The sequence below is a fragment of the Gordonia sp. PP30 genome (genome assembly GCF_023100845.1).
Lineage (GTDB): Bacteria > Actinomycetota > Actinomycetes > Mycobacteriales > Mycobacteriaceae > Gordonia.
Genome location: NZ_CP095864.1, coordinates 2,093,907 through 2,110,642, shown reverse-complemented (window position 1 = coordinate 2,110,642; position 16,736 = coordinate 2,093,907). Strand labels below are relative to the sequence as shown.

14 protein-coding genes and 1 riboswitch are annotated in these 16,736 nt (G+C 70.1%); of the genes, 7 read left to right on the top strand and 7 right to left on the bottom strand.

Annotated features, from left to right (window positions below):
• Positions 1-15: 15 nt before the first annotated feature.
• Entirely contained in the window at positions 16-1,287 is a 1,272-nt protein-coding gene (locus tag MYK68_RS09665; RefSeq protein ID WP_247867780.1) for a competence/damage-inducible protein A, read from the top strand.
• A 23-nt stretch (positions 1,288-1,310) separates the two neighbouring features.
• Here the strand turns inward: MYK68_RS09665 and MYK68_RS09660 are convergent, their stop codons facing one another.
• The 4 genes from MYK68_RS09660 to MYK68_RS09645 are packed head-to-tail and all read right to left on the bottom strand — an operon-like array spanning position 1,311 to position 3,633.
• Complete coding sequence (locus tag MYK68_RS09660; RefSeq protein ID WP_247867779.1) at positions 1,311-2,309, bottom strand: acrylyl-CoA reductase family protein; 999 nt, start codon at positions 2,307-2,309, stop codon at positions 1,311-1,313.
• A gap of 33 nt (positions 2,310-2,342) precedes the next feature.
• A complete protein-coding gene (locus MYK68_RS09655) occupies positions 2,343-2,723 on the bottom strand; it encodes a fluoride efflux transporter FluC (RefSeq protein WP_247867778.1) in 381 nt (126 codons plus the stop codon).
• A complete protein-coding gene (locus MYK68_RS09650) occupies positions 2,720-3,157 on the bottom strand; it encodes a fluoride efflux transporter FluC (RefSeq protein ID WP_247867777.1) in 438 nt (145 codons plus the stop codon). The genes MYK68_RS09655 and MYK68_RS09650 overlap by 4 nt, the downstream gene beginning before the upstream one ends.
• Positions 3,154-3,633, bottom strand: a complete 480-nt coding sequence (locus MYK68_RS09645; RefSeq protein ID WP_247867776.1) for a universal stress protein — start codon at positions 3,631-3,633, stop codon at positions 3,154-3,156. The genes MYK68_RS09650 and MYK68_RS09645 overlap by 4 nt, the downstream gene beginning before the upstream one ends.
• Positions 3,634-3,688: 55 nt before the next feature.
• A riboswitch (Fluoride riboswitch) is annotated at positions 3,689-3,764 on the bottom strand.
• Positions 3,765-3,836: 72 nt separating this feature from the next.
• Here MYK68_RS09645 and MYK68_RS09640 point away from each other — a divergent pair.
• Complete coding sequence (locus tag MYK68_RS09640; protein WP_247867775.1) at positions 3,837-5,636, top strand: MFS transporter; 1,800 nt, start codon at positions 3,837-3,839, stop codon at positions 5,634-5,636.
• 110 nt (positions 5,637-5,746) lie between these two features.
• On the opposite strand, the gene MYK68_RS09635 is transcribed toward MYK68_RS09640, so the two are convergent.
• Complete coding sequence (locus MYK68_RS09635) at positions 5,747-6,712, bottom strand: arsenic resistance protein (protein WP_247867774.1); 966 nt, start codon at positions 6,710-6,712, stop codon at positions 5,747-5,749.
• A 61-nt stretch (positions 6,713-6,773) separates the two neighbouring features.
• On the opposite strand from MYK68_RS09635, the gene MYK68_RS09630 reads away from it, so the two are divergent.
• Positions 6,774-7,460: a DUF6629 family protein gene (locus MYK68_RS09630; protein WP_247867773.1), complete on the top strand. Its 687-nt coding sequence runs from the start codon at positions 6,774-6,776 to the stop codon at positions 7,458-7,460.
• A 162-nt stretch (positions 7,461-7,622) separates the two neighbouring features.
• Here MYK68_RS09630 and MYK68_RS09625 read toward each other — a convergent pair whose 3' ends face one another.
• Positions 7,623-10,037 (bottom strand): ATP-binding cassette domain-containing protein, encoded by a 2,415-nt coding sequence (locus MYK68_RS09625; RefSeq protein WP_247867772.1) that lies wholly within the window; start codon positions 10,035-10,037, stop codon positions 7,623-7,625.
• A 66-nt stretch (positions 10,038-10,103) separates the two neighbouring features.
• On the opposite strand from MYK68_RS09625, the gene MYK68_RS09620 reads away from it, so the two are divergent.
• Positions 10,104-10,913 carry a hypothetical protein gene (locus MYK68_RS09620; protein ID WP_247867771.1) on the top strand — a complete coding sequence of 270 codons (810 nt, stop codon included), beginning with the start codon at positions 10,104-10,106 and terminating at the stop codon, positions 10,911-10,913.
• On the opposite strand, the gene MYK68_RS09615 is transcribed toward MYK68_RS09620, so the two are convergent.
• Positions 10,886-12,703: a protein kinase family protein gene (locus MYK68_RS09615; protein ID WP_247867770.1), complete on the bottom strand. Its 1,818-nt coding sequence runs from the start codon at positions 12,701-12,703 to the stop codon at positions 10,886-10,888. The genes MYK68_RS09620 and MYK68_RS09615 overlap by 28 nt on opposite strands.
• Positions 12,704-12,817: 114 nt before the next feature.
• On the opposite strand from MYK68_RS09615, the gene MYK68_RS09610 reads away from it, so the two are divergent.
• From MYK68_RS09610 to katG, 3 genes are read left to right on the top strand one after another with little or no spacing between them, the layout of a single operon-like run.
• Positions 12,818-13,843, top strand: coding sequence for a phosphotriesterase family protein (locus tag MYK68_RS09610; protein WP_247867769.1), 1,026 nt, complete (start codon positions 12,818-12,820; stop codon positions 13,841-13,843).
• Between the two features lie 13 nt (positions 13,844-13,856).
• The gene (locus MYK68_RS09605; RefSeq protein ID WP_247867768.1) at positions 13,857-14,327 is read left to right on the top strand and encodes a Fur family transcriptional regulator; all 471 of its coding nucleotides are present in this window, start codon (positions 13,857-13,859) and stop codon (positions 14,325-14,327) included.
• 59 nt (positions 14,328-14,386) lie between these two features.
• Positions 14,387-16,621 (top strand): catalase/peroxidase HPI, encoded by a 2,235-nt coding sequence (gene katG, locus MYK68_RS09600; protein WP_247867767.1) that lies wholly within the window; start codon positions 14,387-14,389, stop codon positions 16,619-16,621.
• Positions 16,622-16,736 lie beyond the last annotated feature (115 nt).

The window sequence follows — 16,736 nt, the reverse complement described above, 5'->3', positions numbered from 1 at the left end:
CATAGACTCGGGCGGGTGAGTGCACGCGCGGGAATCATCGTCACCGGTACCGAGGTCCTCAGCGGCCAGATCACCGACCGGAACGGACCGTGGGTCGCCGCGCGCCTGCTCGACCTGGGCGTCGACGTCGCCCACCTCGGTGTCTGCGGCGACCGGCCGCACGACATGACCGCCCAGCTGGCCTTCCTCGCCGGGCAGGGCGTCGACCTGATCATCACGACCGGCGGGCTCGGACCCACCGCCGACGACCTCACGGTGGCCACCGTCGCCGAGTTCTGCGGTCGCCCGCTGCACGTCGACGACGACCTGGAGCGCGCGATCGCCGGGATCATCCGGCGCTGGCGCCGGGTGCCCGACGACGAGGAACTCCCGTCGTCGCTGATCGCCGCCGTGATCAAACAGGCCCAGGTCCCCGACGGCGCCACGCCGATCGCCCCGACCGGTACCGCACCGGGGATCGCGATTCCGGCGACCGGCGATCTGCCGCCGGTCCTCATCCTGCCCGGGCCGCCGCGCGAGCTGCGGGCCATGTGGCCGGACGCGCTCGCCACCGCCCCGGTCGCCGGGGTGCTCGCCCGCCGGATCGACGTGGTGCACCAGAGCATCCGCGCCTACGGCCTCTCCGAACCCGACCTCGCGCAGACCCTGCGCCGTGCGGAGACCGAACTCCCCGGGCTGTCCGCCCTCGAGGTCACCACCTGCATGCGCGACGGCGAACTGGAGATCGACAGCCGTTTCGGCCGCGCCGACGCCGACCGCTACGACGCACTGAAAGCCTTACTGCGCCAAGCGCATCCGCAGGAGATCTACTCCCCCGACGGCGCCTCGCTCGACGACGTGCTCGCCGGGCTGCTCGACGGCTGGACCATCGCGACCGCCGAGTCGTGCACGGGTGGGATGGTCGCGGCGCGGCTCACCGATCGCGCCGGATCGTCGTCGTACATGCTCGGCGGCGTCGTGTCGTACGCCAACGAGGTCAAGAGCGGCGTCCTCGGCGTGCCGACGGCGCTGATCGACGAGTTCGGCGCGGTCAGCGAGCCGGTCGCCGCCGCGATGGCGGAGGGCGCCCGCCGGGTGACCGGTGCCGGGATCGCGATCTCCACCAGCGGGATCGCCGGACCGGGCGGCGCGGCTCCCGGCAAGCCGGTCGGCACCGTCTGCTTCGGCCTGGCGATCGACGGCCGCCCGACGACGACGGCGACCCGCCACTTCCACGGCGGTCGCGCGATGGTCCGCACCCTCGCCACCGTCTACGCGCTGCACCTGGTGCGCCGCGCACTCGGCTGAGCCCGGAGCCGCCGGAACAGGCGTCAGAAGCCCCCGGCGACGCGCACTCGGGTGCGGCCGGTCACCGCACCGGCCAGGATCTCCCGGATCGAACCGGGCAGCACCGACACGTCGACCTCGCTTGTCAGCAGGTCGAGGTGCCGCGGCCGCAGGTCGGTGCCGAGCCGGGCCCAGAGCGCCCGGCGGCGTTCGATCGGCTGCTGCACCGAGTCGATTCCGGCCAGCGTCACCCCGCGCAGGATGAACGGGTGCACCGTCGTCGGCAGGTCGGCGCTGCCGGCCAGCCCGGACGCGGCCACGATACCCTCGTACCGCAGCCCGGACAGCACGTACGCGAGCGTGGTGCCGCCGACGCAGTCGACGGCGGCCGCCCACCGGGTCTTGCCGAGCGGCCGGACGCGCTCGCCCTCCGCCGGGATCCGGCCGATGATCTCGGCCGCTCCGAGTTCACGCAGCAGGTCGTGCGCGCTCTCCTTACCGGTGGAGGCGACCACCTCGTACCCGGCCGCGGCCAGCAGATCGACGCTGACACTGCCGACGCCACCGCTGGCACCGGTCACCAGGATCGGGCCGTCGTCGGGCGAGATGCCGTGCGCCACCAGGCGTTCCACGCTCATCGCGGCGGTGTACCCGGCGGTCCCGATGGTCGCCGCCTCGGCCGCGGTCAGGCCGTTCAGCTTCACCACGAGGCCGGCCGGAAGTCGCGCCGCCTCCGCGTAGCCGCCGTGCCGGCCGGTGCCGATGTCATGCCCGTGCGCGACCACCACGTCGCCCACCGCGAAGTCCGGAGACGACGACGCGCGCACCGTCCCGGCCAGATCGATGCCGGGGATCAGCGGATAGTCCCGCGCCACACCGGCCTTCGGCGTCACCGCCAGCGCATCCTTGAAATTGACGCCGGAGTATTCGACGGCGATCTCCACCTCGCCCTCGCCGAGGAAGGTCTCGTCGACCACCTCCGCCGCCAGGTCGATGTTGCCGGACTCGTCCTGCCGCGCCACGAGCGCATTCACCTCACCCATGACCGGAGCCTATCGCAGGCGGCGCGGCCGGGCTCAGCCCGCGAGCGAACCCAGCCACAGCCCGAGTGCCGCCACGCCCACGGTCGCGACGAAGGTCCCGAACAGGTTGACCGACGCCGCCCGCAGGCGAGCATCCCTGGCCAGGGCGACCGTCTCGAACATCGCGGTGCTGAACGTCGTGTAGCCGCCGCAGAAGCCGACACCGATCACCGTCCGCCAGCCGGCCGGCTCCCCGCCGAACACCACCAGCCCGGTCACCAGCCCGAGCAGCAGGCTGCCCAGCACGTTGATGGAGAAGGTGCCCCACGGGAATCCGGCGGCCACCCGCGCCTTCACCACGGTGTCCTGCATGAACCGCGCCACCGCGCCCAGCCCGCCGAAGACGGCGACGCCGAGTGTCATCCAGAGCGTCATCGGGCCCCTCCCAGCGCTGCGCGGGCGACGTTCGCCGTCCACAGTCCGAATGCCATCACGGCCAGTCCGGCGGCGAGGCTCGCCGCGGCGTAGGCCGCCGCGACGCCCGCGCTGCCGCCGTGCGTCAGCATGCCGATCTCCACCGCGAAACTGCTGTAGGTGGTGAACGCTCCGGTGAAACCGGTTCCGCAGAACAGTCGTGCGCGGCGGCGCATCCCGGTGTCGGGACCGGCCAGGACGAGCGACTCGAGCAGCAGTCCGAGGATGAACGCGCCCACGATGTTCACCGTGAACGTCGCCCACGGAAACGCCCCGGATGTGGCGGGCAGTGCGAGCTCGACGCCGTAGCGGGCGAGCGCGCCGACCATGCCGCCGACGAAGACCAGACCGATCGCCGGTCCCTGACCGGCCAGCGCCGAGGCGCGCGCGCTCACCGGCCGCCACCGGAGGCCGGATGCTGCGGGACGACGACCACCGGCCGTCGCTGATCCCGGCACAGCGCCACCGCGACCGAGCCGTCGACCAGTTCACGCAGGTCCTGCCAGAATCCCCGGCGCCGCGTGCCCACGATCAGCACCGCGGCATCGACCTTGTCGGCCAGCGCGGCCAGGACCCGGTCGGGCGCTCCGACGAGATAGTGGAAGTCCCACGGGATCCCGGATTCGGAGAGGCGGCGGTCGAGGTCGTCGCGCAGCTGCCGTTCCCAGTCCTCGCGCAGCGCACTCGCCGAGTCCGGATCGATCGGCTCCTCGTGCCCGGTGCCGTCGACGCTGATCCGCGACGGATCGACGTAGACGAAGTGCACCCGGGTAGCCCGACAGACCTGCGCCCATTCCACCGCGGTGTCGACCACCGCGGGCGGCTGGCCGGGCACCACCCCCACCACCAGATCACGACCCGACATCGCCATGAGAATCTCCTTCGCCTCGATCGGTGGACAGGCTCCCGCCCACCGATGCATCGATCGGTCAGCAGGAAGCCATCAGCCGTTCCGGCGGTTCGAGCCCAGGGACTCCGGCGGGATCCATCGCCGGTTTCCAGAGTAACCGATCACACACGAAGGATTTCCTTTGCGATTCGATTACTTAGGTGCCCTAAGCACATAATGGGTCAATGACTTCCACACACCTCGACGGGCCCGCTCTCGACGAGCCCGATCCGCACTACAAGTGGATCGCCCTGTCCAACACCACCCTCGGCATGCTGATCGCGACGATCAACTCCTCCATCGTGCTGATCGCACTGCCCGACATCTTCAAGGGCATCCACCTCAATCCCCTGCTTCCGGAGAACACCAGCTACCTGCTCTGGATGATGATGGGCTTCCTGGTGGTCACCGCCGTCCTGGTGGTGAGCTTCGGCCGGCTCGGCGACATGTTCGGCCGCGCCCGCATGTACAACCTCGGTTTCGCGGTGTTCACCGTGTCGTCGATCTTCCTCGCCATCACCTGGTTCGACGGCTCCGAGGCGGCGCTGTGGCTGATCTTCTGGCGCATCGTGCAGGGCGTCGGCGGCGCGTTCCTGATGGCGAACTCGTCGGCGATCCTCACCGATGCCTTCCCGGCCAATCAGCGCGGCCTGGCGATGGGCATCAACGGTGTCGCCGCGATCGCCGGTTCGTTCCTCGGCCTGCTCATCGGCGGTGTCCTGGCCCCCATCCAGTGGCACTACATCTTCCTCGTCTCGGTGCCGTTCGGCGTGGTCGGCACCGTCTGGGCCTACCTCAAGCTCCGCGACACCGGCGTCCGCACCCGCGCGAAGATGGACTGGTGGGGCAACATCACCTTCGCCGTCGGCCTGATCGCCGTGCTCGTCGCCCTGACCTACGGCATCCAGCCCTACGGTGACTCCGACATGGGCTGGACCAACCCGTGGGTCCTCGCCGCGCTCATCGGCGGTCTCGCGGTGCTGGCGGTCTTCGTGGTGATCGAGTCCCGGGTCGAGAGCCCGCTGTTCAAACTCTCGCTGTTCAAGAACCGGTCGTTCGCGTTCGGCAACGCCGCCAACCTGATGGCGTCGATCGGCCGCGGCGGCCTGCAGTTCATCCTGATCATCTGGCTGCAGGGCATCTGGCTGCCGCAGCACGGGTACGACTACTCGCAGACCCCGCTGTGGGCCGGTATCTACATGGTGCCGATGACGATCGGCTTCCTGATCAGCGCGCCGCTCTCCGGCGCCCTGTCCGACCGGCTCGGCACCAGGTGGTTCACCACCCTGGGCATGCTGCTCACGGCGGGCACCTTCGTCGCGCTGATCGCCATTCCGGTCGACTTCACCTACTGGGTGTTCGCGGTGATCCTGCTGATCAACGGCATCGGCATGGGCCTGTTCGCGTCGCCGAACCGCGCCGAGGTGATGAACTCGCTGCCCGCCGACTCGCGCGGCTCCGGCGCCGGCATGATGACGACCTTCCAGAACGCCTCGATGGTGCTCTCGATCGGCATCTTCTTCTCACTGATGATCGCCGGCCTGGCCACGCATCTGCCCACGGCGATGTACTCCGGTCTCACCTCGAACGGCATGCCGGCCGACGCCGCGCACGCCATCGCGAATCTGCCGACCGTCGGTATCCTCTTCGCCGCGTTCCTCGGCTACAACCCGATCGAGATGGTCGGCGGCCCGGCGCTCCAGCAGCTGCCGCAGGCCTCGGTCGATCACCTCACCGGGCTCGACTTCTTCCCGCACCTGATCTCCGATCCGTTCGCCGACGGCCTGTCCGCGGCGTTCACCTTCGCGGTCGTGTGCTGCGTGCTCGGCGCGATCTTCTCGCTGTTCACCGGCGGGCGCCCGAAGGCCACGGAGTCGGCGGTTGCCCTCGGCACCGATGACGCGCCGGAGAGCATCGGCGAGGAGCTCGCCGCGGTGGCCGCGCAGGCCACCGGCGAGGCCCCCTCGGAAGTCGTGCGGCAGTAGCAGCGACAGCCGGTCAGCGCACGCGACACCCGGCACCGAAGCGACAGCTGCGACCGTCGCTTCGGCGCCGGGTGTCGCGCTCGTCGGCCGGGTGTCGCTTCCGCGCGCGGCTACGGCCCGCCGACCAGCCGCGGCACGACGCGCACCAGCACCACCATTCCGATCAGCTCGACCAGCGTCTGCAACACGGTGACGCCCGCGGCGGTGGCCGCCAGTCCGCCCGGGAGCGCCAGCGCCAGCGGCAGGACCACCAGCGAGTTCCGGGTGACACCGGAGAACAGCACCGACCGGCGCTGCGGCACCGTCAGGCCCAGCCGCCTGCCCCCGAACACACCGAGCGCGGCGCCGAGCGCCGTCATCGCCACCAGGAACAGCGCGTACACCCCGGCGACCGGGGCCAGCGTGCCCAGCCGGCCGGCCAGACGCGGCACCTGGGACGCCACCACGACGAACAGCACCGCCGCCATCAACGGCACCATCGCCGCGGTCGCCACCCGCTCCACCCGCCGCCCCGCACCGCCGGACGACGACCACCACTGCGTCAGCCAGGCGAGGAGCAGCGGCACGACGATCAGTCCGGCGAACGCTTCCAGGAACGGGCCGGCGGCGACGACGTCGCCCACGCCCCCGCCGAGGAAGAGCCACAGATACACCGGCAGCAGCGCCATCTGGACGATCAGCAGTACCGGCGTCGCCGCCAGGAGCCGCGCGGCGTCACCGCCGGCCAGCCCGGCGAACACGATCACATAGTCCACACACGGGCACAGCAACACCATCAGCACGCCGATTCGCACGGCCATCTCGTCGGGCACCAATCCGAACAGCGCGGCGACCACGAGCGGCGCCACCAGGAAGTCGGTCACCAGGACCGCGGCCAGGAAGCGTCCGCCGCGCAGCGCGTCGAGCAGCCGGGCCGCCGGGACCTGCAGAAAAGTGACGTACAGCAGCGCGCCCAGCAGCGGTGTCGCCGCCGGGCCGAGGCCCGAGAACACCTGCGGCGCAAGCAGTCCCGCGGCGAGCGCCGCGGCGATCGCGCCCAGGTACGCGACCACCTGGAATCGCTCGAGCACGGGCACGACCCACACGGTAGCCCAGTGTCGCCACGCCCGATTCGCCCGGCGTGTCAGGATAGCCGGCATGTGCTTCAGTGCGACTGCCAGCTTTGTCGGTGCGGGTGTGATCGGTGCGACGGGTGTGGCCACCTTGACGCTGGTGAAAGACAAGCGCCAGCTACCGTTCGCCGCCCTTCCCCTCCTCTTCGCCATCCACCAGGCGCTCGAAGGCTGGACCTGGCTGGAACTCGGGCACGACACCGACGCGCAGTTGTCCGGCTGGGGCGTCCACCTGTGGGTGCTCTTCGCCTGGGCCATCCTGCCGATCTTCATTCCGTGGTCGGTCTGGCTCATGGAGCCGGACCGGCGACGACGGACCTGGCTGATCGCACCGATGGTGGTCGGCGCGATCACCTTCGCGTACATGGTCTACCTGTCGGTGCAGCCGGAGGTCAGCGTCGAGGTGATCGACAGCAACCTCGACTACCACCTCGGCACCCCCTTCAGCGCCGCCTACATGGCCGTCCCGTACGTGTTCGCGACCTGTTTCGCGCCGATGATGAGTTCGTTCCGGTGGGTCATCGCCCTCGGGGTGGGCAACCTGATCGGCATGAGCGTCGCCGCCGCGCTCAAGGCCGCCGACTACTCGTCGATCTGGTGCACCATCGCCGCGTTCCTGAGCCTGATCGTCTTCGGCCACTACCTCAGCCAGTACACCGGCAAAGCCGCGGGAAAGCCTGTCGGCCACGGCCCCGCGACCGCGTCGGCATAGAAGCGCATTTCGACACGTTCCTCGGCTAGCGCCTCGTCACGGCTCAATGGGCTACGCACCGGGCCCCCGCTAGCCCGTTGAGCCGGTGAGGAACCCTTCGACAAGCTCAGGATGAACTTCGTGACGAACCGTGTCGAAACGCCCCTCTAGCAGTGGGTTCGGTCAGCCCGCCGACGACACGTACTCCGCCAGGTGCCGGCCGGTCAGGGTCGAACCATCGGCGACCAGATCCGCCGGCGCCCCGGTGAACACGACACGCCCGCCCTCGACGCCGGCGCCGGGGCCCAGGTCGACGATCCAGTCCGCGTGCGCCATCACGGCCTGGTGATGCTCGATCACGATCACCGACTTGCCGGAGTCGACGAGGCGGTCGAGCATGCGCAGCAGCTGGTCGACGTCGGCCAGGTGCAGACCGGTGGTCGGCTCGTCGAGCACGTAGACCTCGGCCTTGTCGGCCATCGCGGTCGCCAGTTTGATGCGCTGGCGTTCGCCGCCGGACAACGTGGTCAGCGGCTGGCCGAGCGTCAGATAGCCGAGGCCGACGTCGAGCAGCCGGTCCAGGATCTTCGACGCCGCCGGAGTACGCGCCCCACCGGTGGCGAAGAAGTCCCGCGCCTCGTCGACCGGCATCGCGAGCACCTCGGCGATGTTCCGCGGGCCGCCCGGCGACTCCTCGTCGCCCAGCAGGTACTCGAGGACCTCCGGCCGGAACCGCTTGCCCTCGCATTCCTCGCACGGTGAGGCCACCCCGGCCATCGTCACCAGGTCGGTGTAGATCACGCCGTTACCGCTGCACACCGGGCAGGCGCCCTCCGAGTTCGCGCTGAACAGGGCCGGTTTCACCCCGTTCGCCTTCGCGAACGCCTTGCGGATCGGGTCGAGCAGCCCGGTGTAGGTGGCCGGGTTGCTGCGGCGGGAGCCGCGGATCGCGGTCTGGTCGATCGCGATCACCTCGTCCCGCGGCGACACCGAACCGTGGATCAGTGAACTCTTCCCGGACCCGGCCACCCCGGTGATGGCCACCAGCACCCCGAGCGGGAGGTCGACGTCCACGTCGTGCAGGTTGTGCGACGACGCGCCGCGGATCTGAAGGGTCCCCGACGGCGCACGCACCGCATCCTTCAGCGCGGCGCGGTCGTGGAGATGCTGTCCGGTGAGCGTGCCGGACGCCGCGAGCCCCACGAAGTCACCCTCGTAGCAGACCTCGCCGCCGCCCGATCCGGCCCGCGGTCCCAGATCGACCACGTGGTCGGCGATCGCGATCACCTCGGGCTTGTGCTCGACGACGAGCACGGTGTTGCCCTTGTCACGGAGCCGTCGCAGCAGGTCGTTCATCCGCGAGATGTCGTGCGGGTGCAGGCCGACGGTGGGCTCGTCGAACACGTAGGTGACGTCCGTGAGCGCCGATCCGAGATGCCGGATCATCTTGACGCGCTGGCCTTCGCCGCCGGACAGGGTACCGGTCGGCCGCTCCAGCGTGAGATAGCCGAGCCCGATCTCGACGAACGAGTCGAGGGTGGCACGCAGATTCTCCAGCAGCGGCGCCACCCGGGCGTCGTCGAGCCCGGCGACCCAGTCGCGCAGGTCGACGATCGGCATCCGGCAGGCGTCGGCGATGCTGATGCCGGCCACCAGGCTGGTGCGGGCGTGTTCGGCCAGGCGGGTGCCGTCGCACTCCGGGCAGACGGTCTGCGTCACGGCACGCTCGATGAACGCCCGGATGTGCGGCGCCGCCGCGTCGATGTCCTTGCTCAGCATCGACTTCTGGATGCGCGGCAGGATGCCCTCATAGGTGATGTTGATGCCGTCGACCTTGATCCGCGTCGCCTCCTTGTGCAGGAGCGCGTCCCGTTCCTTCGCGGTGAAGTCCTTGATCGGCTTGTCCGGATCGAAGAAACCGCTGCCGCCGTACACGCGGCCGTACCAGCCGTCCGGGGTGATACCGGGCACCTTGATCGCGCCGCCGGAGAACGACAGGTTCTCGTCGTAGATCTCGGAGAGATCGATGTCGGCGACGGTCCCCATCCCCTCGCAGCGCGGGCACATGCCGCCGAGACTCTCGAAGGTCTTCTTCACCGCCTTCTTGCCCGCCACCTTGATCGCGCCGCCGCCGCTGACCGTCGGCACGTTGAACGAGAACGCGGTCGATGGCCCCACGTGCGGCGCGCCCAGCCGGCTGAACAGGATCCGCAGCATCGCGTTGGCGTCGGTGATGGTGCCGACCGTCGAGCGCGGATTTCCGCCGATCCGCTCCTGGTCGACGATGATCGCGGTGGTGATGCCGTCGAGCACGTCGACGTCGGGGCGGGCCAGTGCCGGCATGAACCCCTGGACGAAGGTGCTGTAGGTCTCGTTGATCAGGCGCTGGCTCTCCGCGGCGACGGTGCCGAACACCAGCGAACTCTTCCCCGAGCCGGACAGCCCGGTGAACACGGTGAGTCGCCGCTTGGGCAGGTCGACGTCGACGTCCTTCAGGTTGTTGACGCGCGCGCCGCGCACCCGGATCAGGTCGTGACTGTCGGCCGGTGCGGCCGGGGCGGAATCGTCGATGCGGCGGGGCGACACGGCAGAGGGCATGGCAGTCATTGTTCCCTATCGCACAGGCGCGATACTGGACCGCGTGAACAAGCTCCGGCGCACCTCGTGAAGACGACGCATGCGCGCGAACGCGTCGCCTCCGTCGTCACCGGCCTGCAGGGGACGCTCCTCTTCGCGATCGCCGCGAATCTGGGCCGCGCCAACATCACCGACCGGGCGATGACGCTGGCCGGGCAGGCGTTCACCTCGATCCTGCCGGTGATGATCGTGATGACCTCCATCCCGGTGTCCGGCCCGATCGAGCACGCGATGGACCGCATCACCATCCAGTGGCTCGAGCTCGACCCGAACCAGCCGCTGACCGCGGGCCCGGCCACCGCGTCGTTCGGTGTCCTCGGCGCATTGATGACGATCATCGGCGCCACGTCGTTCTCCCGCGCCCTCGACCGGATGTACGCCGAGGCGTGGGGCATCCCGAAGCTCGGCATCGCGGGCTGGTGGCGGTGGCCGCTGGTGATCGGCGCCATCGTCGCCGGCATCACCGTCGAGGTCTTCCTGGTGCGCAGCTGGCCGTACAGCTCGGCGATGGTGTTCGAGACGATCCTCAGCGCACTGCTGTGGGCGCCGGTGTGGGCGGCGATCACCCGCCTGCTCACCGCCGGCCGGATCCCGGGCCAGGCGGTCCTGGCGACCGGTGGTGCGATCGGCGTCGCCGTGTCGCTCTACTTCCTGGCCACCCAGATCGGGTTCTCCCGCATCCTGGCGAACGCCGAGACCCGATTCAGCACGCTCGGCGTGGTCTTCGTGGTGATCGGCTGGCTGTTCGTGTACTCGTGGATCGTCGTCGGCGCCGTGGTGGTGACGCAGACCGTGATGACCTGGCGCGATCAGCTCGCCCGGAACAGCGCCTCGTGAATCGCGTGGTCGATCTCGCCCTTGCTCTGCGCGTCGACGTTGGCGGCCACGCCGAAGACGATGGTGCGCGGACTGGTACCGGCGATCAGCACCGTGAAGTCGTCGGAGGTGATCGGGCCGCGCGTCACCGGTACCGAACCGACGAGCGTCACGGTCTTCGCGGAGCTGTTCTCGATGGATCCGTCGCGGGTGTCGTTGATGATCGGCGTCCGGGCGTTGGTGTTGGAGTAGCCGGGCGTGTCCAGTAGGCAGCCGGCGAACTTCTTGGCGATGTCGCCGAGGTCGCCGGTGAAGTCGTCCGGCAGGGTGCCGACGGTCAGCTGAGCCTGCCACTGCTGCCCCACCGGCCGGGACACCACGATGCCCTGGGCATCGGTGAAGAAGGGCAGCACACTTCCCGGATCGGGCGACCAGCCGGCCGGCAGTGCCGCCGCCGGAATCCGGATCGGGCCCGTTTCGAGATTCGCTTCGGTCGTCGACCGGGTGGTCGGCGTCCCGAGGGCGCACTGCGTCGGCACACCGTTCACGACCACCGGATCGGCCGTGGTGCTCGGCGGGGTGCTGAGCTCCGGCGACGAGGTGATCACCGGGGCGCTCGACGAGGCGGTGTCGTGACCCCCGCTTTTGCCGCCCAGCGCCACCACCAGCACCACCGCGATCACCACGATCAGCGCGACGCCGCCCAGGATCGCGGCGAGCGCACCGGCGCCGAGTCCCCCGATGACGCCCTTCTTCTTTCCGGCGGGCGGAAGCCCGCCGCCGTACGGGGCGCCGGTGACGCCGTACACCGGCGGATAGCCGCCACCGCCGGCGGCCGGATAGCCGGCCGGTCCCTGCTGCGTGTACGGCGCGGTCTGCGGCGGGATCGCACCGTAGGGGTTCGACGCCTGCGGGTTCGAGGTGTGGGGATTCGACGCCTGCGGATTCGAGGCGTACGGATTCGACGCGTAGGGGTTCGCGGCGGGTGCGGCGGGTGCCGACGGCACGGTCAGCGACGGCACCGTGATCCCGCCGGAACCGACGGTGGGCACGTCGTTGGCGGGCGGCGCGGGCGCGAACGCCTCCGGGGCCGGTTCGGTGCCGGTCAGCGCCACGTGCAGCGCGCGGGCGAAATCGACGGGCGAGTCGTACCGTTCGGCGGCCGGCCGCGCGGCCCGCGCCAGCACCTCGTCGACGGCCGCCGGGATCTCGGGCCGCATGGTGGTGACGCGCGCCCCGATCGGCTCCCCGCCGATCAGCAGGAACGCCGCGAAGTCGGCGAGGGCGCCCTGATCGGCCCGTTCAGCGAGACCGGGCACGTGGCCGGACGGCGGCAACGCCAGTCCGCCGATCGCGTAGCGCCGTCCCGCTCCACCGCCGTCGACGACGAAGACCTGGGCGGGATCGAGCGTGCTGACCACGAGCCCGCGGGCCCGCGCCTGCTCGAGCGCACCGGCGACGGCGACGACCGCGGCCGCCGCGTCGGCCGGGGCGAACGCCCCGGACTGGCGGACGAGCGCCGCGGCGGTCGGGGCGGCCAGGTATTCCGAGGCGACCCAGAGGCGGCCCTGCTCGTCGCCGTATCCGCGGATCGCCACCACCGACGGATGGCCGAGTGAAGCCGCCTTCTCCGCGGTATCGAAGAACGCGCGGCGGTAGGCGGGATCGGCGCCCCGCGACTCGGGAAGCAGCAGCAGGCTGTCTTCCGCGGCAGCCTGCGCCGCCTTGACGAGGTAGCTCTCACCGGCCTCGGATACCCCGAGCGATCCCACGACGCGCAACCCAGCAAAGTCCTGTCCGGTACGAAGCATGGGCCCACACTATCGGCCCGGCCGCCGATCCGATGTGCGCGAGTGGCCGATTCGGCTCCGCGGCCGGGCCGCCGACCCCTAGTGTTTGAACCCACGGGGCGAGCGAAAGGCGCCATGCAGACCATCAATACGGTGACGGGACCGATCGACGCGGAGGAACTCGGACGGACTCTCGCTCACGAACACGTCTTCGTCGTGAACGAGGACTACCGGCTGAACTTTCTTCCCGAGTGGGACGAAGACGCGGAGGTCGCGAACGCGATCTCCGTCCTCGGCGAACTCAAGGCGCTCGGGATCGACAGCCTCCTGGACGCGTCGGTCGCCGGGATGGGCCGCAATGTGGCGCGGGTCCGGCGGGTCGCCGAGCAGGTGGAACTGAACATCCCGGTCGCCACCGGCCTGTTCACCTACAACGACCTGCCGTTGCAGCTGCACTACACCGGTCCGGGACTCGGCTTCGACGCCGCCGAGCCGCTGGTCGAGGCCTTCGTGCGGGATCTGACCGAGGGCATCCCGCACAGCGGCGGCGCCAAGGCCGCCTTCCTGGTGTGCGTCATCGAGGCCGAGGGCCTCACCCCCGGCGTCGAGCGGATCATGCGAGCGGTGGGCCAGGCGAGCGTCGCCACCGGCGCACCGGTGGTCGTGCACACCAATCCGCACACCCGGTCCGGGCTCATCGCCCAGCGTGTCCTCGGCGAGGAGGGCGTCGATCTGCGCCGCGTGATGCTCGCGCATTCCGGCGACACCGGCGACCTCGAGTATCTCCGCAGGCTCGCATCGGCCGGCTCGATCATCGGCCTCGACCGCTTCGGCGTCGACGTGCTGCTCCCCCACGAGGTCCGGATGGCGACGCTGCTGGCGCTGGTCGGCGAGGGCTACGCCGACCGGATCGCGCTGTCGCAGAGCGCATTCTGTTTCAGCGACTGGTTCGACCCCGCCAAACAGCCGAAGGTGACGCCGAACTGGAACTACCGGCAGATCAGCGAGCGGGTGGTCCCCACCCTCATCGGTGAGGGCATCGCGCCGTCGACCATCGACACCATGCTGGTCGACGTGCCGCGCCGATTCCTCGCCGGGGATCCGGATCCGGGACTTCCGGCCCCGATTTCGCTGATTTCTGGACTTAGTACAGAAAGCTAGGCAGCATGGGGTCATGACCGATCACCGCCCCGCCACGACGACGGCGCTCACCGCGTCGATCCGCCAGGCCGGCCTGCGGGTGACGCGGCCCCGGCTCGCGGTGCTGCAAGCCGTCGACGCTCACCCGCACGCCGTCACCGAGGCGATCCTCGGTGAGGTCCGCGAGCAATTGCCCGAGGTGTCCCGGCAGGCCGTGTACGACGTGCTGCGCGCGCTGACCGACGCCGGCCTGCTCCGCCGTATCCAGCCCACCGGGCATGTGGCGCGCTACGAGACCCGCATCGGCGACAACCATCACCATCTGGTGTGCCGCGACTGCGGTGACGTCCGCGACGTCGACTGCGCGGTCGGCGACGCACCGTGCCTGGAGGCCGCGCAGACGCACGGCTACCTCATCGACGAGGCCGAGGTGGTCTATTGGGGCCTCTGCCCCGACTGCGCCCGGCGCTCGTCCACCCCCGCCGAACTCCCACAGACCCCCTGACCCGTCCAGCCCAATCCACCGCAGACAACCGAATCCTCGGTCCATCGAAAGGAAACCCCGTGTCCGACGAACAGCCCCTCGCCGAAGTCGATGACAGCAAGGCCGGATGCCCGATTCACCAGCTCAAGCCGCCGACGGAGGGCGGCGGCAACCGTGACTGGTGGCCCAATCAGCTCAACCTCAAACTCCTCGCCGAGAACCCGGCCGAGGGCGACCCGTATCCGAGTGACTTCGACTACGGCGCCGCCTTCGAGACCATCGACCTCGACGAGCTCAAGGCCGATCTGGTCGCTCTGATGCGCGACTCGAAGTCGTGGTGGCCGGCCGACTACGGCAACTACGGCCCGTTCTTCGTGCGCATGGCCTGGCACGCCGCCGGCACCTACCGGATCGCCGACGGCCGCGGCGGTGCCGGACACGGCATGCAGCGCTTCGCCCCGCTCAACAGCTGGCCGGACAACGCCAGCCTGGACAAGGCCCGCCGCCTGCTGTGGCCGCTGAAGCAGAAGTACGGCGCCAAGCTGTCCTGGGGCGACCTCATCATCTTCGCCGGCACCTTCGCCATGGAGTCGATGGGCCTGAAGGTCTTCGGCTTCGCCGGCGGCCGCACCGAGAAGTGGGAGCCCGAGGAGGTCTACTGGGGCCCGGAGACCACCTGGCTCGACGATGAGCGCTACACCGGGGACCGCGACCTCGACAACCCGCTCGCCGCGGTGCAGATGGGCCTGATCTACGTCAACCCGGAGGGCCCCAACGGGAACCCCGACCCGCTGAAGGCCGCGATCGACATCCGCGAGACCTTCGGCCGGATGGCGATGAACGACGAGGAGACCGTCGCCCTGATCGCCGGCGGACACACCTTCGGCAAGACCCACGGCAACGGCGACGCCGAGGTCCTCGGCCCCGAGCCCGAGGGCGCGCCGCTGGAGAACATGGGCCTGGGCTGGAAGAACCCGACCCGCACCGGAGTCGGCACCGACGCCGTCACCTCGGGGCTGGAGGGCGCCTGGAACAGCACCCCGACCACGTGGGACAACAACTTCTTCTGGACGCTCTTCGGCTACGAGTGGGAGCTCGGCAAGAGCCCGGCCGGCGCCCAGCAGTGGCATCCCAAGGACAACGCCGGCGCGACCAGCGTGCCCGACGCCGGTGACCCCGCCAAGAAGCACCAGCCGATGATGCTGACCACCGACCTGGCGCTGCGCTTCGACCCGATCTACGAGCCGATCTCCCGCCACTTCCTGGAGAATCCGCGCGACTTCGAGGACGCCTACGCCCGCGCCTGGTTCAAGCTCACCCACCGCGACATGGGCCCGGTCTCCCGCTACCGCGGCGCCCTGGTCCCGGACGAGACGCTGATCTGGCAGGACCCGGTGCCGCCGGTCGACTTCGACCTGATCGACGACGGCGATGCCAAGGCCCTCAAGAAGGCCATCCTGGACTCCGGGCTCACTCCCGCCCAGCTGATCAAGGCCGCGTGGGCCTCGGCGGCGTCGTACCGCAACAGCGACAAGCGCGGCGGCGCCAACGGCGGCCGCGTCCGGCTGGAGCCGCAGCGCAACTGGACGGTCAACGAGCCCGAAGAACTGGCGCACACCCTCGAGGTGCTGGAAGGCATCACCGACAAGTTCAACTCGTCGACCGAGGGTCTGATCGGCCACCTGCGCCACGGCGACAAGAAGGTCTCCTTCGCCGACGTCGTGGTCCTGGCCGGCAACGCCGCGATCGAGGAAGCGGCCCGCGCCGGCGGCTACGACCTGACCGTGCCGTTCACCCCGGGCCGCACCGACGCCACCCAGGAGCAGACCGACGTCGAGTCGTTCCACGCCATGGAGCCCCGCTGGGACGGCTTCCGCAACTGGGTGTCCGACGACGCCGTCGTACCGGCGGAGTACCTGCTGGTCGACCGTGCTCAGCTGCTCGGCCTGAACGCCCCGCAGATGACCGCGCTGATCGGCGGCCTGCGCGTGCTCGGCGCCAACCACGGCGACTCCGAGCTGGGCGTGTTCACCGACCGGCCGGGCGTCCTGTCGCAGGACTTCTTCACCAATCTCCTGGACATGGAGATCGAGTGGAAGCCCACGGACGACGGCACCTACGTCGGCTCCGACCGCGCCTCGGGCGAGAAGAAGTGGACGGCCAGCCGCGTGGATCTGGCCTTCGGCTCCAACGCGCAGTTGCGGGCCCTGGCCGAGGTCTACGGCCAGAGCGATTCGGGCCGCAAGTTCGTTGACGACTTCGCCGCCGCCTGGGCCAAGGTGATGGACAACGACCGCTTCGAGCTGCGTCGCTGACCTGGCGAAACTCCCGATGACGGGCCCGGCTCCGCACACCGCGGAGCCGGGCCCCGTCGTCTGCCGACGCCGCGATTCTCGGTTTTGCGGCAGTTGTTACATAGGGTAGCCAATG